Here is a 24,272-nt window from a genome sequence, read left to right as displayed (position 1 = left end):
AGCTAAGGTAGTGGAAAGTATATTATGGATAACAAGGTACTATTTTTATGAAAATCCAAGAAATTACACCTTTTGTTCTCTCCTCCAAGGAGAAGGGATCTGCAACCTGGGCCTCTACCATGATCGTAGTGAAAGTGACCACAAGCGACGGAATGATAGGTTATGGTGAGGCCGTGCCCACGTTGAGGGTTAAGCCCGTGTTTAGTGCAATCCAACAGGTTAGCAAGGGCTATCTTGGAAAGGAGGTCGAAAGAGTAGAAAGGAATTACCACGAATGGTACAAGCAGGACTTCTACCTCAGCAGATCCTTCGAGTCCGCAACGGCAACCAGCGCGATAGATATTGCGCTCTGGGACCTGGTGGGAAAGGAGCTGGGAGCACCGATTCACAGGCTACTGGGCGGAAAGTTCAGGGATCATGTACCCGTTTACGCCAATGGGTGGTACAAGGACTGCGTGACACCAGAGGACTTCGCCAGGGAGGCAAAGAACGTGGTTAAGAGGGGGTATAGGGCCATGAAGTTTGATCCCTTTGGACCATACTACGATTGGATTGATGAACATGGATTGAGACAGGCCGAGGAAAGGGTGAAGGCAATCAGAGAAGCGGTTGGGGACGAGGTCGAGATCTTGATTGAACATCACGGGAGGTTCAACGCAAACTCGGCCATTGAGATTGCGAAGAGGTTAGAGAAGTATAGACCATTGTTCGCTGAGGAGCCAGTTCACCACGAGGATCTGGAGGGATATAGGAAATACAAAAGGCACTCTAACCTAAGGGTGGCAATGGGAGAGAGACTAGTGAGCTTGAAGGAAACCCTAGTTTACTTGAGGGAGGGGCTAGTGGACATCCTGCAACCAGACTTGACCAACATCGGTGGAGTTACGGTTGCCAGAAAGGTGGCCTCGCTAGCTGAGGCCTTCGACGTTGAAGTGGCCTTCCATAATGCCTTCGGTTCAATACAGAACGCGGTCTCAATTCAGCTGGCATCGGTTATTCCTAACCTACTCCTGCTGGAGAACTTCTATGATTGGTTCCCACAATGGAAGAGGGACCTCGTGAATAACGGAACTCCAGTTGAGATGGGAAGAGTTAAGGTACCAGATAGACCGGGCATAGGAGTTGAGGTAAACGAGAGGATACTGGAGGAGTTAAAGACCGATCCTGTTGCGCTTGAGATTGTGGAGGAGCCTGTGTGGGTTGTGGGCGGAACGTGGAGAAACTATTAATTTAAGAAGGGGGTTAGGAGGGTAGGCCTTCTTTCTTCGCCCTACTCGTTCAGGGGTCTTTACTTCATTCGAGGAGTGGGAGTATCTCTGATGTAGAAAGTCTCATATTTCCCAGTCAACCTTTCCAGGATCTTATCAAGCCCCCCAAGTTGAGACCTGTACTCGTTTAAGGCCTCGATCTTTCTCTCCCTGTATTTCTCAATGTTCACCTTCACCCTCTTCCACCTTCTCAGTGGGAGCAATCCTACTTTTCTGGTTCCCATGGGAGTCCAGATAAGATAGAACCTTGACATGACGTTAAACCCCATCACAATTTTCCCCACGGTTAAATGATCAGGGTGACCATCATAGGGAAGCGGAGAGTACAGTAGCGAAGCGTTCCAGTCCCTCACCACGTCCCTAAGGGCATCCGTCACCTCCTTAACCCTATATTTCACATGCGCGTCTTCGAATCCCAGGAAGGTTACGTCATTGGATGTAAGCCCTAGCCTCTTCACTGCGCCATACAACTCACGTATTCTCATCTCGACGAGCTCTTTACTCCCCCTGAGGTCTTCTTTAGGGGCTCCATATCTCCCATCCGTGACCACAACGACATGAACTTGATCTCCCCTAATTACATGACGTATAATGGAACCTCCACAGCACAAAGTTTCGTCGTCAGGGTGAGGAGCTATAACCAGGACTTTCAACTTCACTCTAAACTTGACATCAGGAATAAAGGATTTACCTGCTCATTGACCTAGAGAATCTGCTCACCCTCACCCTGTAAATCGTCGCGGAGAGGCTCCAGACTACCACGAAAACTGAGACTATGAAGACCCCCACATAGCCCCACTCGGTACCTCCATTCACCCAGGCTATCCAACTCCAGATTCCGCCCTGAAGTCCGAGCTCTGACTGAAGGAGACCCAGCAACTCCAGGGATCCAATCACGAACGCCACCATAACTGAGATCACTGTCATGGTGAGGTTGTACCAGATTTTCCTAAGTGGATCTCCGGAGAAGGCCCACCTGTACGCCCCATTCATGAAGAATCCGTCGGTCGAGTCTATGAGAGTCATACCTCCAGCGAATAGGGCTGGGAATAGGAGGGCGTACCACGTGGATACTCCACTGAAGAGCCCAGATGAAGTTGCGGTGATGGCAAGGAGTGCGGTCTCTGAGGCCGTATCAAACCCTAACCCGAACAGGAAACCTATGGGATAGAGGTAATACTGATTCTTAATGAGCGAGAATAGCCTTCTGAAATACCTCCCCATTAACCCTCTCTTCTGTAGCACGTTATCCACCCTCTCCTCGTCTACCTCTCCCCTCATGACACCCCTGTACAGTTGGTATATCTCGAGAGCAACGAAGAAGTTCAGGAATCCCAACAGGTAGAGAACCCCTCCGCTGATCGCGGTTCCGAGGAAGGAACCGAGTTTCTCAAGGCTTGGAATGCTTCCCTCCACAAGTCGCGTGCTCAGCACAAGTCCAAACGACAAGAGAAACACCACGCTGGAGTGACCAAGTGAGAAAAAGGTTCCAACCAAGAGCGAGTTCTTCCCCTCCTGGGTTAGTTTCCTGACCGAGTTGTCTATTGCTGCCAAATGGTCCGCGTCAACAGCATGCCTCAATCCAAGGAAGAAGGCCAGTATACCCAGGGAGAAGAACGAGATAGAAGATGATCTCGCCTCCTGTGAAAATTTTACAAGTTCCAGGAAGAGGATTCCAAGTATGGTCAAGTTTAAGGCGTAGAATGCTCCAACCTTCAGCTTGAAATCCATGGGGGTTGGATAGGCTATCCATATTAAAAAGATTTCTTTCAAAAGTGCGATGTGGCTATCAACAATCTCCTTTCACCCCATGTCATCGCGAGATCTAGAAAATTCCACTAATAGAGAAAGCCCTGGCCATTCTATTAATTGAGGTGAGCTCAGCGAGGATTACCTTATCCCAGGAGGAATACATTTGTGGGACGTTAACCTGGCTTCTCTCCTGCTTCAGGCATAGGGAGGCCATACCATTTACGTTATCCTCCTCCACGGTGTGGACGCCTTTAACACCGTGATATATCTCCCTGATTGCGGGTGTATCATAAGCGATTACAGGAGTGTTCAGGGCCAACGATTCCAATACTACGAGGGAAAAGCTGTCGTAATGGGAGGGATAAAGCGTAAACTGTGCCCCAGCTACGACCTTGTACAAATCTTCCCCACTCCTGAAGCCTAGGTACTCCACGTTAACGTTAAGTCTGCGGACAAGTCTAGTAAACTCTTCCTGGTCATCTTCGCTGAGAAACTGCCCCATCACGTAAAGCCTGATGTCCTTGTGTTCGTTTACTCTCTTCCAGATTAGAGGGACATCAAAGAGCCCCTTCTCGGGAATTAATCTAGTGAAGTAGACTGCATAATCCTCCTTCTCCCTCCTCACCCTACCTATCTCTGGATCTATTGCATTCCCTGGGGTCGTGACGTCATATGGAATCATCTGATCTAGGCCTGAGTAGATTAACGGTATCCTGCTCACGGAAATGGCGAAGTTCAATTTTCCTGCCCTTATCAAGGATAACCAGGCCCTCTCTTCCTCCTTTGACTCTTGAACTGCCCTCTGAAACCTGATGATGGCTCTCCCTGTTGACCCCCTGAACTTGATCCTGAAGAGGGTGGAGAGATCCCTGTAGAATGGTTCCAGTTGCAGTTGAACGCCTATGGGAGAATTGGTCAGGGTCGAGGCCAACTCCACGTTTTCACCAGAGTTACTATATACCAGTGCAAGATCGTATTTACCTGGTCTGAGGAGCTTAAGGAACTCCTCTTGCGAGTTGGCTTCTCTTAACGCATCAAGGGAAATATCAGCCTTCAAGTCCTTTAGCAAGGAGATTAGTTCATCCCTATAACCATTCAGGGCGAGCCTCACGTTCCTTAATGAGGGAACTATGTCCACCTCGAGGTAGGAGGGTAACCTCCTCATAATTTCCAGGTTTCTCTTGTACCCACCACTATGTTCCACGAGACCGAAGTCCACTACTGCAAGAACCCTCAAGACTAGGAATAAGTCGAGTACAAAGTATTAAATCAATGTCGTGAAAGTCCTGAATCTCACTTAATCCAGATCCTCTCTATTTCCTTGATTTTCTCGAAGTCGGAGTCCTCAGTGAGAATCTTCTTTATGGAGTTGTTGAACATTACTGCCACGTGAAACGCGTCTGAGGGATGGAGAGAATACTTCGTGATAAGCTCCTTGCTAACCTGGTACTCCCTCAAGGAGATCGGAAACACCACTACATAAGGTAAGACTAGCTCGTCCAGAAATTCCAAGGTATCACTGAAATTCACGCTGTACTTCTTCCTTGAGACATGGATCACCTCGTCTAAGACAAGCGGATCGACGCTCATACTTTCGTTGGAAAGTAACCTGAGGTAGAAACTCTTGACTGCGTCAACTCCCAGGTTCAGGTACACCAAGAAGTTCGCGTCCAAGAATATCAATCGTCAAACTCCTCCTCTAACACAACGCCTTTCAAATCTCCAAGGCTAGACTTTCTTGCGTAGGCAATCCTCCTCTTATGTTCCTCGAACTTCCTCTCTACTTCCTCCGGATCAACTTTCCTTTCCTTTTCCAGGACTATCTTGCCGTTCTCCACCCTAAGTTCCAGGAAGTCACCTTCATTGATACCGAGCAGGTCTCTGACGTTCTTGGGAATTATCATGTAACCCTTCTTTCCCACCTCTACCCTAAGAGTCAATCCAGTTTCACTATAGTTTAACTGGCTAAACTAACTAAAAAATGTTAAGGGGGTCAAACGGGTCAAGGGGGATAGATCTCATCTCAGCCACCACTCCACCAGGTGGCTAGCGGTTCTTAGGAAACTGTTTTGCCTGATCTCGACCTCCCTCACCCAATCAGGATTACCACCGTATTCTCTAATCCATTTCTCTACTATTTTTCCGTTTACCTCTACATGAAATTGAAGGCCAAGGGCGTGACCGAATGAGAATGCTTGAAAATACTTCTCACTGTAGGCCAAAAGCTCAGATCCTTCGGAGAGAGAGAACGTATCGCCGTGCCACTGAAATACCTCAATCTCGCCTAGGTCTGTTAGCTTCCCCATGAACTTGACCTTACCTATACCCAGTTCGGGACCGAAGGCTCCCTTGACGACCTCACCCCCAAGCGCGTAGGAGAGGAGTTGCGCCCCTAAACAGATTCCGAGGACCCTCTTATCCTCTGTTATCGCCTTTTGGATGAGGTCAACCTCTTTCCTTAGATGCGGATATTTCTCCATCTCGTACACGCCCATGGGTCCTCCGAGGACGATGAGCCCATCGAATTCTTCCTTTCCCGTTAGGTTTTCAGCGTTCACCGTCAGGGTGCTTATTCCCTTGGAATCTAGGACTTGCTTCAGCGTACCTAATCCCTCGATAGGGTAATTTTGAATCACAAGAAACATGATCTCTAAATAAGTACTGTTTGGCTTAATATCCTCCTTTCTCATGACTCTGAATTGTTTTCAAATAGAGCTTTAGGAGTGAATGTTATGGCTAAACAGTAGAATCCTTGGATCCTAGTTGATCAAGGTAAGTGACTTGATTCCTGAGGTTCTAGTGATACCCTATCTTCAACCTAACAAATCTCAACTTGAGTCTCTCGCGTTTTGCTTTTTAGGATCTGTAAACCATATAATATCATGAGTTCCAAGAAAATTTATGACCTATCTGTAACCCTCCAGCCTTACATGCCCATCTGGCCCACCAATCCAATGGTGGAGATAAAACCGGTGGGCATAATGAGCAGAGACGGATATAACGTCGAGACCATATCCTTTGCCACCCACACTGGAACTCACATAGACGCTCCCTATCACTTCGACGAGTATGGAGTTACGGTAGACAAGATTGACCTCAACATCCTAGTAAACAAGGGATACTGTATTTCACCCAAGACCAGGGGAAAGGAGATCACGGCAGAGGCGCTGAAGGAAGTATGGAAGCCTGAGTATGACGGAAAGACTATACTAATCAGAACTGGATGGGATAAAAAGAGGGCCTTTACAAGGGAATTCCTCTATGAGTTTCCTGGACTCTCCCTAGATGGGGCGGAGTTCATCATATCCCATGGTGTTAAACTTGTGGGCATAGACACCCTGGGAATTGAGCCCTATGATCACACGGATTTTAGGGTTCACAAGAAGCTACTCAGTAGTGGTATCGTGGTAATAGAGGACCTAGCCAATCTAGATCAGCTAGAACTTGGAAAGGAGTACCTTATCGTCGCGCTCCCAATCAAGGTAGGAAGGGGAAGCGGGGCAATGGCCAGGGTAATAGCAATGGAGGAGTGACATGAGAATCAACAACATAGACCAGGATGCTCTCCAGACCTTGAGGGAAAGGGCATCCAAGGAAGGATCAATTCCCATGGAGAGGCATATAGAGGGAGAGTTCAGACTAGATGGCTCCCCCATGTTTGTTGCGGAAATGAGGACCGAAACTACAAAGATCATAGTCACGGCTGACGAACCCAAGATCCTTGGCGGACAGGGAGTTCATGGAACGCCCTTAAGCTACGTTCTATTCGGAGTCATGGCATGCTTCGCCTCAACTCTGGCCATAGAAGCCTCACAGGCTGGAATAGTGATGGAGAGGCTCAACGTAAAGGGACATATATACTATGATCTCGCCCCTGTGGTCACGGATAGGGAAGGTCCAATAATAAAGAAACTGGTACTTGAGGTGATCAGTGATAAGGATCTTTCCAAGGTTTTAGAAAGGGCTGAGAGAAAGTGCCCTGCACTCTTCCTGGTGAAGAATCCGATCCCAGTGGAGGTTAAGCAAACAGGGGGCACTCGATGAGCTCAACGCCTCCTCATATTTCTTCTCGAGAATTTCTGGCACGTTTATACCTGAAATTCTTCTAAGACGGGTTTTAATCTTGGATTTAAACCTGCCTTATAGTGCTACGCAGAACCTTGTCCATCTAAATTTTGTTCATTTCGACCCTAAAATGCTTAAATACTACACAGATTTCTTAGGTGTAAATGAGCAAGAAAGAACTTGCAAAGGGATCTGTTTCATATAGAGAAGTAGTGGCTCAAGGAGTAGGTGGAGCGGCCCCGGCCATGGCCAGCCTAGTGACGCTAACCGGGGCTGCAGCCTACGCCTACGGTTCTCTCCCGTTGGCCGTACTTTTAGCAACGGTAGCAGTGCTCCTGGACGCCACCAGGTTATCCATTACAAGTAGATACGTTCAAAGTGCTGGAGGGATTTACGCATTTATCTCAGAAGGTTTGGGAAGGAAAGTTGGTTATTTTGTAGGTTGGGCTTACGTTCTCTACGCTCTTACGGCTCTAGTTTTTATCTACCTTTCTATTGGCGTGTTTCTGCCAGGTGCATTACAGGTACTTGGAATTAACACTCCGGGATGGATATGGGCTCCCCTAGTCGTGGCCGTTGCATTATTCGGAGGAATTCTCTCCTACCTTGGAATAAGACCGTCCCTCAAATTTACGCTCACCATGAGCATCCTTGAAATAGCATTCATTCTGGGGACTTCCCTCTTAATCTTCACTAAGGTGCCACCAGATCCTGCCACCTTTACTCTCAAGTACGCCCCGCCGCCATCTGCCTTCAATGTCGGAGTAGGCATGGCTTTCGTATTCCTGGCCTTCGCGGGATATGAGACTACCTCAGTCCTAGGAGAGGAGGCTGTGGACCCCAAGAACACCATAACTAAGGGCGTGTTCACCAGTGCCTTGCTCGTGGGGATTACCTACCTTATGGCCAGCGAAGCCTTCACTGTGGGTTGGGGGGTCAACGACATGTCATCCTTCTTTAGCCAACTTGTTCCAGGCATCGTCCTGGGAATGAGATATGGAGGTTTCGTCCTGGCAGTTATCCTAACGATTCTGCTCATAAACAGCGGACTAACAGACTCTGTAACTTTCTTCAACACAGTATCCAGGGTGGTCTACGCCATGGCAAGGGACGGAGTTCTGGACAAGAGATTGGAAGGAATTCATGATAACAACAAAACTCCCCATGTAGCCATCCTCTTCTCCCTTGCCTTCTCGCTTCTATACACTCTCATCTTCTCAGCAGTGATAGGACCCGCTAACGTTTTCTTATCAGTTGGTATCACCACAACGTTCGGTTTCCTGATTGCCATATTTACTGCAAACATTAGCCTGCTCTTCATCTTGAGAAAGTTTAGCAAACTTAACGTGTGGAACGTTCTTCTAACAGTGATCATAAACGCGATCCTAGGATTCGTAATATTTGCCAACATAGTTACAACTGCAGTCAATTCATTCGTTCTCATTGGAGTTGGAACATTCGCCGGCTGGATGATAGTCGGGGCAATTTACAGCTGGTTGAGAAAAGTTAGAGTATAAAAAATCTTTTTAGACTAAAGGGGAAGCGTCCATCCCAAGGCAAAAGTGGTTATTGCAGCGAAAGTTAGATACATTAACCACACTGCAGTTATTAGATGGAACGCCCCCTTAATTCTGATCCATGATCTGGAACCTGTTAGACTTGCAGGTATATCGGAGATGTACACCAGCGTCAGAAGGGTGAAAAGTATGCCTACAGGAAAATCACCAACATTATAGAATACTAATGCACCAATTATGGAAAGCCACAGGAAAGCTATGGCCATGTAGCCATCTATTCTCGTATCTCCTCCGAAATGCTTGTTTAATCCCATGGCGAACCAATGAACTCCATAAGCTGTAAACGCTACAGCTGCCATGTAAATCGCGTTAGTCGTTGATACATGGAAAACAGTTATGTAAGTCCACAATATTATTCCAGTAAGGAATTGCATGAAACCAGGCATCCATAGTCCCCACTGTCCAAGACCCTTGTTCAGTGATTCCGAACTGCTAGGAAAGTTTGTCACTTCCCATCCTCCATAAACAAAATAGCCCGTGCCAAGACCGAAAAATCCTATAGCTATAGGTAATAGAGGTAGAGCCATGTTTATCCTAGTCCAAAATTACAGATATTTCTTTTATAAAATTTTCCAGTAATTGCTCAATTAATACATTTACAAATATTAAAATCGTCCTCCTAAGATACTTTTTATTAAATTAAAAGTCATACAAGTTTGATAAATTATTGAGTTTATTTTGAGTTTACTCATTAAAAAATAAACTCAAGTAACAGGGTTGAACAAATCATTATAAACTAGCTTTCGAATTTTGTGCTATGAAATTGAAGGTAGGAGACCAAGCTCCAGATTTTGAGGGAGTAAGCGAGGGAGGAGATAAAGTAAGGCTCTCAGATTTTAGAGGAAAATACGTTGTGCTCTATTTCTATCCAAAGGATGATACACCTGGATGTAGGGCAGAGGCCCTTAGTTTCAAGGAAAACTGGGATGAGATATTAAAGAGGGGGGCCGTGGTCCTGGGGGTTAGCGGAGATTCCCCAGAGTCACATGTAAGGTTCAAGGAGAAGTATGGTCTTCCCTTCACATTGATCAGTGATGAAGGGGATAAAATAAGGGAACTATACGGGGCTAAGGGGCTCCTCATTCCAGGTAGGGTTACCTTCGTGATTGATCCTGAGGGAAAGATCAGGTTAATTTATTCGTCACAAATGAATCCAACATCTCACGTGAAGGAAGCTCTGAAGGTTATACCTCCTGCACCTACAACCTGAATTTCTAGAGAGATTTTAAATGATAATTTACGCCACGGAAACCTTATTTAGTTAGGATGCGAGATTCCATTGATGAGAACGGACATTCTTGTGTTCTTAGCTTATAAATATGCCAAAGACGGTAAAAAGGACGCTATTTGCAGGGAAATGACTGACAGGAGGTTTGTGATTGTCTCGAGCAAAAAGACAACTGACCTGCTTCTTTACCTGATCTCCAAGAACATTGGGTTAGACGCTATGATGTACGTTGTGGACTCGAATACCCACGTCTCCTTTTCTAACGTCAACGACCTAAACGCACTAATAAAGGAGATCTCAATGACCTTGTATGATGACGACAATAAAACGTTTTTACAGAGCGTTGAAGACGACGGATCACTATTCTTCATGACAGAGAGAAAGGGGATATACGTACTCAAAAGGCTGGAGTCGGACGAGTTCTATAAGATGTGTACCGGGGAGGAGAAGGGAGGATCCCATCCCCATGTGTAGTGTTTTTCATGATCGTGGACATTCAACATGTTGGGATTAGGGGATACGAGAGAGATCTAGGGTTGGATCTGGTTCTTCTTAACCCGTCATACAGGCTAAGTTGTCAGTGCTGTGTAGACGGTTTCTATCAACAGTATCTTTGGTCGAGGGGAAAGAAGGGATACAGACAGTTGGGTATTTACAATCCCAGGTGCAGGGTTCCAGTCGAGGTGGAACTGGAGAGGCAGATCAGGAAGGGGATTGTTGGTGTGGTGTTGAACCCTGCAAACCACGGATACTCCTTGAAGGAGGCCAAGAGAACCGTAGAATACGTCAAAAGGAAGAAGCTCAACCTCTACCTTTACACTAAGACGCTGTCGCTTGAAGAACTTGAGGAATTGAATGACGGGCTTGACGTGAAGCTGGTGATCCTGGATCCTAGGGAAGAGATATCTCCGCTCTCTAGAGAGAGTAACATTTACTTCAATGTCAAGGATTACTCGGGGGATTTACCAAGAAAAAGGGCAATACTAGCCACGTTTTACCCCTACGAGAGTGAGAAGGTAGCCAGGGAATTACTCTCAAGGTTTAGCTGGACTTTCGATAACCTGATTGAACTGGTAAATAGATGAACTGAGTAGCCTACATGATGATAGGTTCTTCCGTCAAGGTGAGAATAACTAAACTCTGACTTCGATCAGATCTTTGGTTTTGCATGAGAAGGACTGACGAGACGTTTCTCGATGAACAAGTGACTTACTCATCGGAAAACTTCCACTGGAAGATGTTGGTAGTTCTACTTCGGAGAGTGGCTCATCTCTAAAATAACTCTCAAAGAATTCGAAGTGATCAAGCTCCTCCTGGTGCTGCTATGGTGAGTAACCCCCACGTTATCCACGAATTTCATGGACAGAGGTTTAATAACACTCCACCGGCTCATGGACTTCTTGGGATAAAAATGGCTGATAAATACCTTATACCAAATCTGACCTCTTCAGGAATTTGATTCCAAATGAAGTCCATATAGATTACAGATTAAGATAAGCTAAAAACTTTTTTATAAAAATAATTAAAATAGAACTTGAATGGATGGAACGTGTTTGATGAAGAGATCCCTTCAACGAATAAAAGTGAACCACTCCGCCCTAACGGACGGAGCATCCCCACCTCGCGGTGAGGATTTCCTGCTTCCCTGGGGGAACTTACTGTGCACCACGTCGCGAAAGGTGAACAGTAGAGGTTCCCCCTCCACAGGCAGAGGGGCAGTCCCAATCCCACGTTTCAAGATGTTCAGGGACGCGTTGTGGTCACGGTCAATAACAAGACCACAACTAGGACAGTGAAATACCCTATCAGATAAGCCAAGTTTTACCTTATACCCACACCTGGAACAGGTCTGTGACATGTATGCTGGATCTATACCTTCGCTTCGGTCTTCATTGTCTTGACGAGTTTTTGTTCCATTTCTGGTGTTGGAAATATCCTAATACTTGAAAATGATAGGCTCACCTTGCCCTTGTCTTTCGATTCTTTCAACGTTGTATTAAAAATAAATTTCTTGGATACAAAAGTCTTTCTAGGAGCTATCCATCATTTAACCTTGATGGTGATTAAGGGGGAAATCCCCATCCGAAAGGGTGGGGATGTCTGGTTCATTTAATTCGAATCATCAGCTGTTATTTTCTTATCGCATTTAGTGAGTGTAGTATTTAACTACTTAGCGCCAATTATACGGATAGTTCTGATCTAGAGAATGACGTTAATTTTCATATACTCCACGCACCAAATCTCTGACTGTTAAATCAGAAAGTTCGTGAGGCAAGATTGAGAGCAAGTCAGATATCTTCCCTAGCCTAGATTTTATTCTTCTATCACGAGGTTTTACGAGCATATAAAGAGAACCATGAAGAAATCTTAATTAACGTTATTTTCTTGATAATAATGAATACCCATGTCAGAAAAGAGGAAGTTGGGATTGGTTTTCGCCTCAGGGGCATCAAATAGAATTTGTTGTATTGTAATATATGGGGGAGCCGCCCTTGCGGCAGGTTGGGAAGTAAGACTTCACCTAGTCAACGAAGGTCTTGTCGCGTTCAGGAAGGATTTACTCCCTAAACTTAACTCACTGGACATCGATACCACCATTAGGCCAGGAATATACTTGCCTTACGCAGAATTATACTTAAAAAACGTTAAGGCAGCGGTCGAGAACGGCCAACTTAAGGATTGGTATTCATTTCTAAAACAGCTGAAAACCGACTATCCCAACGAGTTTAAAATATACGCGTGCCCTGTGGCAGCTGCCATGTATAATATAAAGAAGGAAGACCTCGTGGACATTGTGGACGAGATAAAGGGGGCAGAATCTTTTCTCGAGGAGATATATGGTGGTGTTACCATGTATATTTGAAATAATGATAAGGAGTGGAGTCAAAATCCCACGCAAAAATTAAGGGATTTCAGAATACTAGTTGAAATAGTTTGTGGAGTTTCTGGAGGGTTAACCTTAAAATTCGTAATACCGACGATAGTTATGTCCTCCAAGAAAAGGAGATACGCCAGGGATTGGGCGAAGTACGACGAGAACCTCGTGATCAAGTACGAGATGATGTTCCCTTCACATGTTTGAACACTGGTACGAGCTTCTTGAGGAGGACAGGACGGCGAAGACTAGGCCTTATAGGGCGCCAGTAAGTTTAACGAGTTCCTCGACTTCCTTTACGCGTTCACGTATAGGGGAGAGGGGATATTGAGGGTGCTCCACGAGATAGGGATAATACGGGTCTACCTAGATTACAAGACAGCCTGAGGTTGAGGAAGATGAAACTGGACTTCGAGAAGGTCAAGGACGAGATTGAGCTAGTGAGCGAAGGGACGGGAATGAGTGGAGCAGGGAGGTACATAAGGGCAAGTGTAGAGGAGGGGGAAGTTCCTGAAGGTCATCATACTGATGCAAAGTCCATGAGTAGTGAAGGCTGAGGTCGAGAGCTCCGAGCCTGATTCCGTGACAAGGCGATCAAGGAAATTCGAGGGGAGGGCGTGGAAATCGCGAAGTTTTACGACAGCTAGGCTTAAACGCGATCTACGACCTTGTCCCTGAGGTCGCGATCTCGAAGAGGTCGGCCAACCCCAATAGAGCGAACCCAAGGAGGAACACGATCGTAGAGTATGGGGAGTCACGCGATTGGAATAGGAAAAGGAATTACGGCAGGAGGTGGAGGGTCGAGATCGTGATATCCGTTAAGAGGATGTTCAGACGGGATAAGGGCGAGGGACGTCCTCCAGGGTATGGTTGCCCTCCAGGTCTGGCTCTATCATTACATGAGAAGTAAGGCCGACTCCCTTAGAGAGGTCCACGCGATCTGTGTGGCGTGATGTGTTTCGCGTCACTCCCTTAGACGAAATTTTGTGAAACAAATATATAATCTATCAAGAGAAATTCAGATGATACATACTACATCGCATTTATCTAAAGTATTTAAAATGTATATAAAGTTAAACAACAATATAGAGATATGCTTTTAAATGTACCCAAGAAAAGGAGGTCATGTCTCTCACGGTGAGGATAAATGATAAAGTATATTCCGCTAACCCTGGGGAGACTATCATTGACGTTCTGAAAAGGAACAACATTTACGTACCCCACGTCTGCCTCAACGAGGGTCTAGTGCCCATAGAGAGCTGTGACACTTGTCTGGTCAGGGTAAATGGTAAGTTAATGAGGGCCTGTTCCACCAGGGTTGAGGACGGAATGACAATAACGACTAACGACGATAAGTCCAAAAGGGCTAGAAAGGAGGCCATATCCAGGATACTGCGATATCACAAGCTATACTGCACAGTTTGCGAGAACAATAACGGAGATTGTGTCCTTCACGAGGCCGTGATCAAGGAGAAGGTCTTCCATCAAAAGTACGTCGAAAAACCCTACTCCCTGGATGATAGTGGGCCCTTTTACGTTTATGACCCTGCACAGTGTATCCTTTGCGGAAGATGCGTCGAAGCGTGCCAAGACTTTGCTGTAAATGAGGTAATATGGATCGACTGGAATCTGAATCCGCCAAGGGTAGTGTGGGATCAGGGTAATCCCATCGGAAATTCCTCCTGCGTTAACTGTGGAACCTGCGTCACAGTCTGTCCCGTTAATGCCCTCATGGAGAAGGGAATGTTGGGGGAGGCTGGACTCTTTACATGGATAAACCCAGAGCTCAAGAAGAAGACAATAGAGGCGGTTGGGAAAGTTGAGGATAACTTTAGCTTGCTCATGACAGTGAGCGAACTGGAATCCAAGGCGAGACAATCACAGATTAAGAAGACCAAGACTGTGTGCACTTACTGCGGAGTTGGTTGCTCCTTCGAGGTCTGGACTAAGGGAAGGAAGATCCTGAAGGTGGAGCCCAAACCTGAGTCGCCAGCGAACGGGATCCTGACTTGCGTCAAGGGTAAGTTTGGGTGGGATTTCGTCAATAGCCCAGATAGGATAACTAAACCACTAATTAGGGAGGGAGATCACTTCAGGGAGGCCAGCTGGGATGAGGCAATGCAGCTTATTGCGAGGAAGTTTAAGGAAATCAAGGAGAGGTATGGCCCAGATTCCCTGGGCTTCATTGCCTCAGATAAAATGACCAATGAGGAGGCTTACCTCCTTCAGAAGCTAGCTAGGGCAGTTGTGGGCACAAACAACGTAGATAACTCCTCTAGGTATTGCCAATCTCCGGCTACAGTGGGTCTTTGGAGGACCGTTGGAATAGGTGGTGATTCAGGGACCATAAGGGACATTGAGAACGCTGATCTAATCCTCATAGTGGGGCACAACACCACGGAAAGTCACCCCGTTGTGGGAAGTAAGGTTAAGAGGGCTCAAAAGATCAGGGGAGCCAAGATTGCCGTTATTGACGTCAGGAAACATGAGATGGCAGAGAGAGCTAACCTCTTCATCAGGCCCAAGCCCGGTACAGATGCAGCGGTCTTGGCAGGGGTAGCGAAGTACATCATAGACCAGGATTGGGTGGATCACGAGTTCCTCAAGAGAGTTAATGGTTTTGAGGAGTTCAAGGAGACCATCAAAGGCTTCACACTGGACTACGTTGAGAGCGTGTCTGGAGTGCCCAGGGAACAGATAATCAAACTAGCTGAAATGATACATCAAGCAAAGGGCGTAGCAGTGTTGTGGGGGATGGGTGTAACTCAGCACTTAGGTGGGGCTGACACTTCCACCATCATATCCGACCTCCTCCTATTAACCGGAAATTACGGACGCCCAGGAACTGGAGCTTTCCCCATGAGGGGGCACAACAACGTTCAAGGAGTCAGCGATTTCGGTTGTCTGCCCAACTACATGGTAGGATACCAAAAGATGGAGGAAAGCGTTATGTCCAAGTTCGAGGACTCGTGGAGAACGACCCTTAACAGAAAACCTGGCCTGCAGATACCCCAGATGATAGAAGGGGTCCTAGAGGGAAAGATCCACGCCCTTTACGTCGTGGGAGAGGATACCGTGATGGTTGACTGTGGAACTCCTCTTACTAGAAAGGCGTTGGAGAACGTGGACTTTCTTGTGGTTCAGGACATGTTCATGACAGAGACAGCGAAGTTAGCTGACGTCATACTTCCAGCTGCGGCGAGTCTTGAAAAGGACGGGACTTTCGTCAACACAGAGAGGAGGATACAGCGGATCTACAAGGCCATGGATCCATTAGGTGAATCAAAGCCAGACTGGGAAATAATCCAAATGATAGCTAACGCCATGGGAGCCAATTGGAACTACCATCATCCCTCGGAGATCATGGACGAGATCGCTAGGCTGACCCCAATATTTGCTGGCGTTTCCTACTCGAGGCTCGAGGGTTTCAACAGCCTGGTCTGGCCAGTGAACGAAGATGGAACTGATACCCCCTTGCTTTACGTGAATTCCTTCGCCACTCCTGATGGAAAGGCAATCCTCTACCCGCTGGAGTGGAAACCAAGACCGCTGAAGGATGAGGTACACTCCATAGTGGTAAACACTGGGAGGGTACTTGAGCATTTTCACGGTGGTACAATGACTGGAAGGGTTGAAGGTCTCAGGAGAAAGTTCCCAGAAACATTCGTGGAAATATCCAAGGAACTGGCTGAGAGGTACTCCATCAAAAACGGAGATCTAGTACTCGTTAAGTCAAAGTTTGGAGGGGAGATCAAGGCAAGGGCACTAGTCAGCGAGAGGGTGTCAGGAGAGGAAGTGTTTATTCCCCTCTTTGCCTCAGAACCCTCAAAGGGTGTGAACAACTTGACAGGCCAAGAGTTTGATAAGGCTTCCGGAACTCCAGGCTATAAGGATACGCCCGTCGTGATCGAGAAGATATCCAGCGGTGAGGGAACTCCGTTACCAAGGGATAACTGGAGGTTTCACGTACAGGAGAGGAAGAGACAGATCGGGATTGAGGTGACCAAGAAATGGATGAGAGAGGAGTTCAAACTCTTGACAGAGTAATGGCTCAGCTCGTGGAGAGCGGAGAGGCCTTAGAGCAGTTCCTGAGGCTAGTGAACGCTCTCAACAGGTCTGGGATCCTCCCCTTCCTGACCGGACTGGCGGAAAACCTAGACGTCACGCTCTCCACACTGACGGAACAGAACACTGGGCTAATCAAGACACTGAACGTGATATACGCTGCGCTTAACGGCGATGAGGAGGTGCAGGACGTGTCTCTCACCCAGATATTGAAGGAGTTTAACGACCCAGACGTTAAGAGAGGGCTATTGCTAGTGCTGAAGATACTTAAGGCGATAGGAAGTGCAAGTAAGCAAGGTTAACCTAGTTAAGGTGAAAGACGGACATACGGAGATAGACGAGGACTTCGTGGCAGTTGAGGAACCCCTGGAGATAGTTGTCTGTAATGGTGGATGTAAAACCTTCGCAATAGTTATGAGAACACCTGGGAATGACCAAGAGCTTAGTCTGGGATTTCTCTACTCCGAGGGAGTTATTGATTCCATAGAAGATGTAGTGAAGGTAAAGCAGGAACTAAACAGGGTAGAGGTGTACCTAAGGGACGTGAAGAAACTTGAGTCCCGCCAGATAGTGGTTAACTCGAGCTGTGGGATATGCGGGAGAGCTCTCCTCTACACCTTGGACATCCTATCCACTAACGCTACTGTGAGCAGGGATGTGATCCTTTCGTTACCCGAGAAATTGAGGGAGAGACAGAGTGCCTTTAACGTGACAGGTGGTCTCCACGCTGCTGGGCTCTTTACTAGGGAGGGGGAACTACAGTACCTCTATGAGGACGTGGGAAGGCATAACGCTGTGGACAAGGTTGTGGGGAAACTACTCATGGAGAGAAAATTACCGGCTAACTCCAGTGTTCTCCAGGTTAGTGGAAGACTTGGATATGAGATCGTGAGCAAGGCAATTATGGCCGGGATACCTGTAATAAGCGGAATATCTGCCCCCACTAGCTACGCAGTAAGGATAGCAGATAATGCGGGTGCAACACTGATAGGTTTCGTGAGGGGAAAAAGCTTTAACGTATACTCTCATCCAGAGAGGATATCTTAACTCTTGAGACCGGCCTCCTTAGCCTCTGCCTCAGACTGACTCTCTCTCCAGGGCTCGGCCTTACTCGTGAACTTCACTTCGCTCTTTCTCCCTGCCAGCTTCTTCGCTACTTCCTGGGCAAAGTTCAGATCATACAACCTGGAGAACATTATTCTCTGCGCTGCGGGACTTCCTGCTCCGTGAACGGACTCTATCTGGAAAGCCACACCCATGCTCACGTTCTCCACGAGCCTGACCATCCTCAACCTATCCTCGGCCGTGAAGTCCTCAGCTCCCTGGAGGTACCTGGATATGTACTCCTTGAGTTTGGGGTTCTTTAGGTCCCATTCACTGGGGGCTGTTCCCACAATTCCTCCTGCTAGGTCTATGGAAAGCTGTGCAATCTGGGATGGGAACCTAGCAACCAGGTGTTTCGTGACATTAGCGTGCATGGGGTTAACCCACCAGCAGTTATCACACATTTTCACGGCATTAAGGCTGGCAGCGATTCCAGCTGAGTACATGGTCTCGGTAAGGAAGATCATCTCAGTGAGCTTATCCTGAACGTGGGACGCCCTATCAACTCCAATCTGCTTTGCTAGATCTGCACTTGCCCCTATGATCACGTCTCCGAGTCCGGCCTTACATCCACCGTAACCCTGCCTGTGATAGGCAGAGAATATCTCAACCAGGGTTCCCGTGTACTCCCACTCACCTGCCAAGAAAACCCTGTTCATGGGGACGAACACGTTATCGAATATTACTAGACCCTCGTGATTGTAGAAGTAGGGAAGTCCGTCTATCTCACCCTCCTCCATTCTCCTCGCATCATTCAGCTGCCTACCCACGACTATCTTGACCCCTTCGGTATCTGTCGGGATTGCGAACGCAACTGCGTAATCCTTGTCCTCCGGGCCCATTGCCCTAGTGGGTAGCACGACCATCTCTTCTGTGGCCGCTACTCCCGTAATGTTAGCCTTGGCACCTGACACGTAAATTCCATCCTTTGTGACCTCGGTTATCCTGAGGTAAGCGTTCTTGTTGGGTTGCTGACTTGGTTTCAGGTTCCTGACACCCTTCGCGTCGGTCATGGCCCCAGCAAGGGCAAGGTCATTCTTCTGAACGTACTTGAGATATTCCACAAATCTATCCCTCACCTCGGTTTTGCCCTTCTTGGCCATCATTGTGGTCACAATGTGAAGCGTGTTCAGGGAATCCCAACCAACGCATCTCTGGAAACATGCACCTGTTTTATGGCTCAACTTTCTCAGCAACTTAACCTTCGCAGCAAGATCATCAGGTGATCTATGAATGTGATTAAACCTATTTATCTCCTCCTCAAGGTAGGGGCTCCATGCCCTGCCCAACTCCTTTGTGTCCTCTTCCCAAGCTGCGTCAAACGTAGCCTTAAAGGACATTACAGAAGGCTTAAGGAAGGGATGCTTAGTCACGTCCTTAACTTCCCTACCCATTACGTAAATCTCTACCTTCGACCTGTTACTTATGGATTGAAGGTATTGTTCCCCTGTTCTGACGACCATGCAAGTTAATAGAGTTTAAAGTTTTTAAAGTTTAGTATAATGTTCTTTTAACTGAAACTGAAAAGTTCACTGAAATCGTTCCAGTTCCTTGAGTGCCGAAACAACCTGTGCATGAACGAAAACCTGGGGGAAGTTACCGGTGAACTCTAGGGTGGAGGTGTCCAGATGCTCTCCTAGGAGGTGAAGGCTACCGGAGACCCTGTCTAACCTCTCCAGGATATCCCTGGCCTTCCCTGTTTCGCCTAACCTTATGTAAACCCTTGCCAGCCAAAGCGTGGTGAGGAGGAAGGGATGTTTCGCCTCTCCCATGAAGTCCGAAACATATCTCTTGACGAATCCATCCTTAACAAGATCCCTCTCTACCCTGCGAAGGGTATTTAGAAATACCTTATCATTAACGTCAACGAAATCGTAGAGGGGTGCCGAGAGGATCGAGGCGTCAACCTGGTCACTTCCTGGATATCTAGGAAAGTACTCTCCTGACTGTTCGAGAATCCAGGACCTCAGCTCTTCCCTAGTGTCCTTCCATCGATCCTGCATGCCTAGGACATTCATGATCTTCCCTGCCCTGTCCATGGCAACCCACATCATCACCTTGGAGTGAATGTAGTGCTGAGGCTCTCCCCTATCTTCCCATATCCCTGAGTCCTTCATTCTCCAGTTCTCTGCCTCCCAGTCAGCTAGATAGGAAATCCTCTCGAGCGCATCGTAAATGTATACCCTATCTCCCGTCTTCTCAAAGTACTTGTAGAGCGTTGCCATGAAAAATCCCTCGACGTCGAGCTGAACCTGAGTTGACGCCCCGTTTCCTACCCTAACCGGTCTAGATCCCCTGAAACCTGAGAGCCATGGAAGTTTTCTCTCTGGAGGTGGAATAGTTCCCTCCACCGTGTAGAGAGGGTAGAAGAAAGGCTTCGACGAGAAGTTAATCAGGGAGAGCAAGAAGTTAATTATGTCCCTGGCCTTCACCACGTAATCCGCGTCCAGGAGGGACTCGGCGATAATAGAGGAGTCCCTTACCCAGGCAAAACGGTAGTCCCAGTTCCTGGACCCACCTATCACCTCAGGTAAGGAGGTTGTGGGGGAAGCCACTGGGCCTCCCGAAGGGGCGTAGATGGACCCCAGGAGAACTGCAAGCGATGTAGTGTATAAATCCTCTAGGTATATCCTGGACTTGGGTAGGGACCTTCTCCAATACTCAACGGTCTTCTCAAAGGGTCTGGAGAAGTCAAGGGATAGGCGGGAGGTTCTCTCGCTCAATGGACCGTGCTTGGCATCTGATGAGTAATTCACCACTAGATATCCCTTCCCCCTCGAGAACTTCCAGACATCGTCACTCTCCATTTCCACTTCCCCATCATACTCGTAGAGAAACGCCACACAGTCCCTCCCCCTTGGATTGATCCTCCTATTGCCATCGGGAACTGGTCTGTAGAGACCATAATAGAATATTGGGTTAAACAGGACCTTGAAGGGAAACTCGCTCTCCACTCTCCTTATAATGATGGTCTCCCCTATGGGGATAAGATCCTGGATGGTCATCTTTCCCTGGTCTGTTTCCACGTAAGTTGTGAGAACCATTGGATCCCTGTATTCCTGTGCCATGTAAGTTACCTCTCCCGGCGCTATGGAGAATTCTCCTCCCCTTTCGTCAACCAACTTGGAGAAGATTGAGGGAGAGTCGAACTTGGGAACTGGAAACCAGACCACCGATGTGCCGTCAATGATAGCGGAGGTTATTTGATTGGAAATGAAGCCTAACACACCTAGTTTAGGAGTTGGACTATTAAACTGTTTGGGACGACAAAGATTAATATTCTTTATCTCATTTTATCTTATGAAATTCTTAATACTTGGAGCAGGGTATGCAGGGCTTACTGTGGCTCATAAATTGAAGAGATACCTCAATGACGAGATAACTGTTATCTCTGAGTCTAGGGTGGTGAGGGAAAACACAATTTTCCCGCTTCTCCTCACAGACGAGGTGAAGGTTGAGGAAACCGAATTTGACGCCAAAGTTGCCATGGAGAGGAAGGGAGTGAACTTCGTGGAGGGTAAGGTGACACAGATCCTGCCCGAGAGCAGGGAGGTCAAGACGGACAAGGGAGCCTTTGACTATGACTATCTCTTCCTAGCCCTAGGTGGAGGATATGAAGAGAACTTTAGGAGGATACCTGGACATGAGAACGCAGTCATGCACCATACCCTGGATGGATTCCTCAAACTTAAGGAAATGCTGTGGAACACTGAGGGGAACGTGTTCGTGGGTAACGCGCCAGGGAGTCCCATAGAGGGTCCCTCGTATCAGGTCGCTCTCATAGCTGAGTACATTCTTAGGAGGAGAGGGATAAAGGGAAAGGTTTACCTGGCTACACAAAGTCCCAAGGGTGTCTTTGGTCCTATTCCCCTGGACTGGGTTCACGAGAAGGCCAACTCCTACTTCGAGAAGAGGGGCATAAGTGTCCTCAAGGGGAAAACTGTGAAGGAGGTCAAGAGAGGGAAGGTGATCTTGAGCGACGGTCAGGAAGTGGAGGCTGACGTGATCTCCGTGCTTCCCTCACTCTCTGCGCCGAAAGTGGTCAGGGACGCTGGACTTGCGGGAAATTCAGGTTTCGTTGAGGTGAAGTTACCAAGTTTTAGAAAGGATGACAGGATCTTTGCCCTCGGAGACCTGGCCCAGACTCCTTTCCCTAGGACAGCTAGGGCAGCCATGATCTCAGCAGAGAACGCAGTCTCGTCAGTGTTAAGGGAGGTTAAGGGACTGGAGTTGCCCATGTACTCCCTGGGCGTTCTATGCGTAATGGAAGGAGGAGATGAGGGAGGAATTCTTAGATTCGATACGAATGGAAAGGAGGTGAAAACTACGTTAGCCTTTGGAAAGAGTTACGTCGCCATCAAGAAACTCTACAGTAAACTTCTAGTCAAGAGGGCCTTTGATGTTCCCTATCACGGAGCGCTAACAGTTGAAATACGATACAACTTCTCTCCTTAATAAGAAATTATGAACTCGCGCGTCATATACGCCGTTTCCTTGATATTTGAGCTTTATCCGTAGATGATCTTAAACCATATAATATCGATCTAAAATCCTTAAGATGCCCAATCAGACCCGGTTACTTGCCGGTTCTCATCAGGATTAATGGAGTTAGATTTCCTTTCCTATCAAATGGATTAGTAGTCTATGAACTCTAGATAAATCATTTTTGCGTGTCATGAAATTGGTGATACCAGAAATATAAGCTCACTTGGGTGAATACCCGGAAATCCATCAGTATCGTTACCTCCGACCGTGCGTGTCCAACAATTTATTTCTCCCTCCAAATTTCCAATAGATTGTAGACCGTGAAGAACGCAGAGAACCAGGATTCCTCCAGTAGTAATGAACAGTGCTCCTCGGGATCCCGAACCTCCTGAGGGGGAGCCCAAGGAAGTAACTAGCCAAAGCCTCCCTAACTCCTCAAGGGACCAGAACCTGGGCTTAAGGTTATTAAGTTCAAGAAGGCATTACCTGGGTCAGGACGGGAAGAGGTACGCTCCTCTTCACGTCTCCTCACGTGATAAACCTGTCCTGACCCTTAAATATTATTTTGTCTAATTTAGCAATATTGTTGGACACACTCAAAAACTTTGAACGTATATGAATGATATTATCTGTCTCGAATAGGAAAAATGATTTAGATGATGTTGAAGTAATTATGTAAGGAGATTCATCCTTTCTAGAATAGACTTCATGATATGCCCTTCATACCTGACTCCGCAACCTGAAACCGGTATCATGTCTTCATTTTTGACAAAGAGATGATCAATAGAGCCTATAGATTCTATGTCTTTAAACATTCACCTATTTAGGAGCAATTAAAGATAAATTCATTGTTTATATTATTGTTATGTAACTATGAATGCATCTAACAAGATTTTTATATTTAATCTTCTCCTCCATATAGTAATGAGATTTTCAGTTATGAGTATAAAGGGTGGAGTTGGAAAATCTACAATCTCTATATTACTTTCCATAGAATTAAATAGGCTAGGAAAAAGACTTATCTTAGTAGACATGGACCTATCCGGTTATACATCGTTTCTCGCAGGAATAAGAGAGCCGGGGATTTTTTCGTCCATCGTCGATGGAACGTTGAATAAGGTAGAGTCTTACCGAGACATTGAAAATATTCGAATAATCAAGCTTGCAGGAGATGGCCCAAGAACGAAACTTGACGTTTCCAAAATCCGCAGCAATTCAACTTTTCTTACCCAGTTTCAGAAGGCATATCTTTCTGCGATTTCAATTCCCCATGATTACAGTATAATCGATAACTTTCCATTGTCCAGTTCCATGGATGAGGAGAGCCTTTTAGAAAGGGAAATTTATACAAATGTTCGCAACGATATATGTTACAGTATTCTAGTTACAGATTCAAGCGATTTTGATTTAAATGAAACCTTGGTCTATTCAACTTATTTACGGAAAAACAATGATCCTTGCTCGCCCTTTGCTCTAGTTACTAACATGATACCTTCGTCTAGAAAGCAGGCAGTTGAGAAAAGGATTATCGAATTAATGAACAGAATAAATACGCATATTGGAATTCTAATTCCATTTATTGATGACCTTTTTGAATATAATGGCCCTATAAATGGGATGCCCAGACTAAGTCAATTGGCGGAACTTGCCAAAATAGTAGTCAACGAATCAGAGAGCAGAGAAAATGTAATTTTGTCCTTCTAATATAATAAACCCAACAGGACATCCGTATCATGAAATTGTAATTCTATGGCGCTATGAAACTGAGTCTACTATTGCCACGAATTCTCTAGCTAGATAATCCTAATCAACATATGATAGGAAAAGAAGCTTATTATGACACCGGATTCTTA

Annotated in this window: 23 protein-coding genes and 2 pseudogenes; 14 read left to right on the top strand and 11 right to left on the bottom strand. The window is 46.6% G+C overall.

Annotation, left to right across the window (positions count from 1 at the left end; genetic code table 11):
• The first annotated feature begins 47 nt into the window (after positions 1-47).
• Positions 48-1,229: a mandelate racemase/muconate lactonizing enzyme family protein gene (locus ACI49J_RS04840; protein ID WP_240253108.1), complete on the top strand. Its 1,182-nt coding sequence runs from the start codon at positions 48-50 to the stop codon at positions 1,227-1,229.
• A gap of 59 nt (positions 1,230-1,288) precedes the next feature.
• On the opposite strand, the gene ACI49J_RS04835 is transcribed toward ACI49J_RS04840, so the two are convergent.
• The 6 genes from ACI49J_RS04835 to ACI49J_RS04810 all read right to left on the bottom strand — a co-directional run bounded on the left by ACI49J_RS04835 (position 1,289) and on the right by ACI49J_RS04810 (position 5,665).
• The gene (locus ACI49J_RS04835; protein ID WP_240253102.1) at positions 1,289-1,921 is read right to left on the bottom strand and encodes a PIG-L deacetylase family protein; all 633 of its coding nucleotides are present in this window, start codon (positions 1,919-1,921) and stop codon (positions 1,289-1,291) included.
• A 34-nt stretch (positions 1,922-1,955) separates the two neighbouring features.
• The gene (locus ACI49J_RS04830; protein WP_240253100.1) at positions 1,956-2,999 is read right to left on the bottom strand and encodes a HoxN/HupN/NixA family nickel/cobalt transporter; all 1,044 of its coding nucleotides are present in this window, start codon (positions 2,997-2,999) and stop codon (positions 1,956-1,958) included.
• Positions 3,000-3,093: 94 nt separating this feature from the next.
• Positions 3,094-4,257 (bottom strand): glycosyltransferase family 4 protein, encoded by a 1,164-nt coding sequence (locus tag ACI49J_RS04825; RefSeq protein WP_240253097.1) that lies wholly within the window; start codon positions 4,255-4,257, stop codon positions 3,094-3,096.
• Positions 4,258-4,313: 56 nt separating this feature from the next.
• On the bottom strand, positions 4,314-4,703 hold the full coding sequence (locus ACI49J_RS04820; RefSeq protein ID WP_240253094.1) for a type II toxin-antitoxin system VapC family toxin: 390 nt from the start codon (positions 4,701-4,703) through the stop codon (positions 4,314-4,316).
• Positions 4,700-4,960, bottom strand: a complete 261-nt coding sequence (locus ACI49J_RS04815; protein ID WP_240253093.1) for an AbrB/MazE/SpoVT family DNA-binding domain-containing protein — start codon at positions 4,958-4,960, stop codon at positions 4,700-4,702. The genes ACI49J_RS04820 and ACI49J_RS04815 overlap by 4 nt, the downstream gene beginning before the upstream one ends.
• A gap of 78 nt (positions 4,961-5,038) precedes the next feature.
• Positions 5,039-5,665 (bottom strand): type 1 glutamine amidotransferase, encoded by a 627-nt coding sequence (locus tag ACI49J_RS04810; protein ID WP_240253091.1) that lies wholly within the window; start codon positions 5,663-5,665, stop codon positions 5,039-5,041.
• Positions 5,666-5,902: 237 nt separating this feature from the next.
• Here ACI49J_RS04810 and ACI49J_RS04805 point away from each other — a divergent pair, with 237 nt between their 5' ends.
• The 3 genes from ACI49J_RS04805 (at position 5,903) to ACI49J_RS04795 (ending at position 8,602) form a co-directional block, all read left to right on the top strand.
• Positions 5,903-6,553: a cyclase family protein gene (locus ACI49J_RS04805; protein ID WP_240253088.1), complete on the top strand. Its 651-nt coding sequence runs from the start codon at positions 5,903-5,905 to the stop codon at positions 6,551-6,553.
• Position 6,554: 1 nt separating this feature from the next.
• Entirely contained in the window at positions 6,555-7,064 is a 510-nt protein-coding gene (locus ACI49J_RS04800) for an OsmC family protein (protein WP_240253085.1), read from the top strand.
• A gap of 185 nt (positions 7,065-7,249) precedes the next feature.
• Positions 7,250-8,602: an APC family permease gene (locus ACI49J_RS04795; RefSeq protein ID WP_240253083.1), complete on the top strand. Its 1,353-nt coding sequence runs from the start codon at positions 7,250-7,252 to the stop codon at positions 8,600-8,602.
• A gap of 14 nt (positions 8,603-8,616) precedes the next feature.
• On the opposite strand, the gene ACI49J_RS04790 is transcribed toward ACI49J_RS04795, so the two are convergent.
• A complete protein-coding gene (locus ACI49J_RS04790; protein ID WP_240253081.1) occupies positions 8,617-9,189 on the bottom strand; it encodes a hypothetical protein in 573 nt (190 codons plus the stop codon).
• Between the two features lie 230 nt (positions 9,190-9,419).
• Between ACI49J_RS04790 and ACI49J_RS04785 the strand changes: the two genes are divergently transcribed.
• The 3 genes from ACI49J_RS04785 to ACI49J_RS04775 all read left to right on the top strand — a co-directional run bounded on the left by ACI49J_RS04785 (position 9,420) and on the right by ACI49J_RS04775 (position 10,975).
• Positions 9,420-9,872 carry a peroxiredoxin gene (locus ACI49J_RS04785; RefSeq protein ID WP_240253079.1) on the top strand — a complete coding sequence of 151 codons (453 nt, stop codon included), beginning with the start codon at positions 9,420-9,422 and terminating at the stop codon, positions 9,870-9,872.
• 72 nt (positions 9,873-9,944) lie between these two features.
• The gene (locus ACI49J_RS04780) at positions 9,945-10,364 is read left to right on the top strand and encodes a hypothetical protein (protein WP_240253077.1); all 420 of its coding nucleotides are present in this window, start codon (positions 9,945-9,947) and stop codon (positions 10,362-10,364) included.
• Positions 10,365-10,372: 8 nt separating this feature from the next.
• A complete protein-coding gene (locus ACI49J_RS04775; protein ID WP_318551975.1) occupies positions 10,373-10,975 on the top strand; it encodes a hypothetical protein in 603 nt (200 codons plus the stop codon).
• A 485-nt stretch (positions 10,976-11,460) separates the two neighbouring features.
• Here the strand turns inward: ACI49J_RS04775 and ACI49J_RS04770 are convergent.
• Positions 11,461-11,763, bottom strand: a pseudogene (locus tag ACI49J_RS04770) (zinc ribbon domain-containing protein); the annotation flags it as partial.
• Between the two features lie 531 nt (positions 11,764-12,294).
• On the opposite strand from ACI49J_RS04770, the gene ACI49J_RS04765 reads away from it, so the two are divergent.
• The 5 genes from ACI49J_RS04765 to fdhD all read left to right on the top strand — a co-directional run bounded on the left by ACI49J_RS04765 (position 12,295) and on the right by fdhD (position 17,877).
• Positions 12,295-12,753, top strand: a complete 459-nt coding sequence (locus tag ACI49J_RS04765) for a DsrE/DsrF/DrsH-like family protein (protein ID WP_240253073.1) — start codon at positions 12,295-12,297, stop codon at positions 12,751-12,753.
• Between the two features lie 410 nt (positions 12,754-13,163).
• Complete coding sequence (locus tag ACI49J_RS04760; protein WP_240253069.1) at positions 13,164-13,322, top strand: hypothetical protein; 159 nt, start codon at positions 13,164-13,166, stop codon at positions 13,320-13,322.
• 568 nt (positions 13,323-13,890) lie between these two features.
• Positions 13,891-16,812, top strand: coding sequence for a formate dehydrogenase subunit alpha (gene fdhF / locus ACI49J_RS04755; protein ID WP_240253067.1), 2,922 nt, complete (start codon positions 13,891-13,893; stop codon positions 16,810-16,812).
• Positions 16,776-17,132, top strand: coding sequence for a DUF1641 domain-containing protein (locus ACI49J_RS04750; protein ID WP_240253065.1), 357 nt, complete (start codon positions 16,776-16,778; stop codon positions 17,130-17,132). The genes fdhF and ACI49J_RS04750 overlap by 37 nt, the downstream gene beginning before the upstream one ends.
• Positions 17,113-17,877, top strand: coding sequence for a formate dehydrogenase accessory sulfurtransferase FdhD (fdhD, locus tag ACI49J_RS04745; RefSeq protein WP_012021265.1), 765 nt, complete (start codon positions 17,113-17,115; stop codon positions 17,875-17,877). Before ACI49J_RS04750 ends, fdhD begins: the two co-directional genes overlap by 20 nt.
• On the opposite strand, the gene ACI49J_RS04740 is transcribed toward fdhD, so the two are convergent.
• Together ACI49J_RS04740 and treH1 are read right to left on the bottom strand one after the other, a co-directional pair.
• The gene (locus tag ACI49J_RS04740; RefSeq protein ID WP_240253064.1) at positions 17,874-19,397 is read right to left on the bottom strand and encodes a 4-hydroxyphenylacetate 3-hydroxylase family protein; all 1,524 of its coding nucleotides are present in this window, start codon (positions 19,395-19,397) and stop codon (positions 17,874-17,876) included. The genes fdhD and ACI49J_RS04740 overlap by 4 nt on opposite strands.
• Positions 19,398-19,463: 66 nt before the next feature.
• Positions 19,464-21,161 carry an alpha,alpha-trehalase TreH1 gene (treH1, locus tag ACI49J_RS04735; protein ID WP_240253060.1) on the bottom strand — a complete coding sequence of 566 codons (1,698 nt, stop codon included), beginning with the start codon at positions 21,159-21,161 and terminating at the stop codon, positions 19,464-19,466.
• Between the two features lie 73 nt (positions 21,162-21,234).
• On the opposite strand from treH1, the gene ACI49J_RS04730 reads away from it, so the two are divergent.
• A complete protein-coding gene (locus tag ACI49J_RS04730) occupies positions 21,235-22,389 on the top strand; it encodes an NAD(P)/FAD-dependent oxidoreductase (protein ID WP_240253059.1) in 1,155 nt (384 codons plus the stop codon).
• Between the two features lie 339 nt (positions 22,390-22,728).
• On the opposite strand, the pseudogene ACI49J_RS04725 reads toward ACI49J_RS04730, so the two are convergent.
• Positions 22,729-22,941, bottom strand: a pseudogene (locus tag ACI49J_RS04725) (IS6 family transposase); the annotation flags it as partial.
• Positions 22,942-23,343: 402 nt separating this feature from the next.
• Between ACI49J_RS04725 and ACI49J_RS04720 the strand changes: the two are divergent.
• Positions 23,344-24,123, top strand: coding sequence for an AAA family ATPase (locus ACI49J_RS04720; RefSeq protein ID WP_240253026.1), 780 nt, complete (start codon positions 23,344-23,346; stop codon positions 24,121-24,123).
• The last annotated feature ends 149 nt before the right edge of the window (positions 24,124-24,272 follow it).

This window comes from Metallosphaera sp. D4-4 (assembly GCF_046245145.1).
GTDB classification, from domain to species: domain Archaea; phylum Thermoproteota; class Thermoprotei_A; order Sulfolobales; family Sulfolobaceae; genus Metallosphaera; species Metallosphaera sedula.
Note: the sequence above shows the minus strand (reverse complement) of the source record. Positions and strands in the feature narration are given on the sequence as shown.

Excerpts from the sequence above, each read along its gene's own strand:
- ACI49J_RS04840 (WP_240253108.1), top strand. The coding sequence starts at position 48 with ATGAAAATCCAAGAAATTACACCTTTTGTTCTCTCCTCCAAGGAGAAG.
- ACI49J_RS04830 (WP_240253100.1), bottom strand. The coding sequence starts at position 2,999 with ATGGATTTCAAGCTGAAGGTTGGAGCATTCTACGCCTTAAACTTGACC.
- ACI49J_RS04810 (WP_240253091.1), bottom strand. The coding sequence starts at position 5,665 with ATGTTTCTTGTGATTCAAAATTACCCTATCGAGGGATTAGGTACGCTG.
- ACI49J_RS04805 (WP_240253088.1), top strand. The coding sequence starts at position 5,903 with ATGAGTTCCAAGAAAATTTATGACCTATCTGTAACCCTCCAGCCTTAC.
- ACI49J_RS04800 (WP_240253085.1), top strand. The coding sequence starts at position 6,555 with ATGAGAATCAACAACATAGACCAGGATGCTCTCCAGACCTTGAGGGAA.
- ACI49J_RS04795 (WP_240253083.1), top strand. The coding sequence starts at position 7,250 with ATGAGCAAGAAAGAACTTGCAAAGGGATCTGTTTCATATAGAGAAGTA.
- ACI49J_RS04790 (WP_240253081.1), bottom strand. The coding sequence starts at position 9,189 with ATGGCTCTACCTCTATTACCTATAGCTATAGGATTTTTCGGTCTTGGC.
- ACI49J_RS04785 (WP_240253079.1), top strand. The coding sequence starts at position 9,420 with ATGAAATTGAAGGTAGGAGACCAAGCTCCAGATTTTGAGGGAGTAAGC.
- ACI49J_RS04780 (WP_240253077.1), top strand. The coding sequence starts at position 9,945 with ATGAGAACGGACATTCTTGTGTTCTTAGCTTATAAATATGCCAAAGAC.
- ACI49J_RS04775 (WP_318551975.1), top strand. The coding sequence starts at position 10,373 with ATGATCGTGGACATTCAACATGTTGGGATTAGGGGATACGAGAGAGAT.
- ACI49J_RS04765 (WP_240253073.1), top strand. The coding sequence starts at position 12,295 with ATGTCAGAAAAGAGGAAGTTGGGATTGGTTTTCGCCTCAGGGGCATCA.
- ACI49J_RS04760 (WP_240253069.1), top strand. The coding sequence starts at position 13,164 with ATGAAACTGGACTTCGAGAAGGTCAAGGACGAGATTGAGCTAGTGAGC.
- fdhF (WP_240253067.1), top strand. The coding sequence starts at position 13,891 with ATGTCTCTCACGGTGAGGATAAATGATAAAGTATATTCCGCTAACCCT.
- ACI49J_RS04750 (WP_240253065.1), top strand. The coding sequence starts at position 16,776 with ATGGATGAGAGAGGAGTTCAAACTCTTGACAGAGTAATGGCTCAGCTC.
- ACI49J_RS04740 (WP_240253064.1), bottom strand. The coding sequence starts at position 19,397 with ATGGTCGTCAGAACAGGGGAACAATACCTTCAATCCATAAGTAACAGG.
- ACI49J_RS04730 (WP_240253059.1), top strand. The coding sequence starts at position 21,235 with ATGAAATTCTTAATACTTGGAGCAGGGTATGCAGGGCTTACTGTGGCT.
- ACI49J_RS04720 (WP_240253026.1), top strand. The coding sequence starts at position 23,344 with ATGAGATTTTCAGTTATGAGTATAAAGGGTGGAGTTGGAAAATCTACA.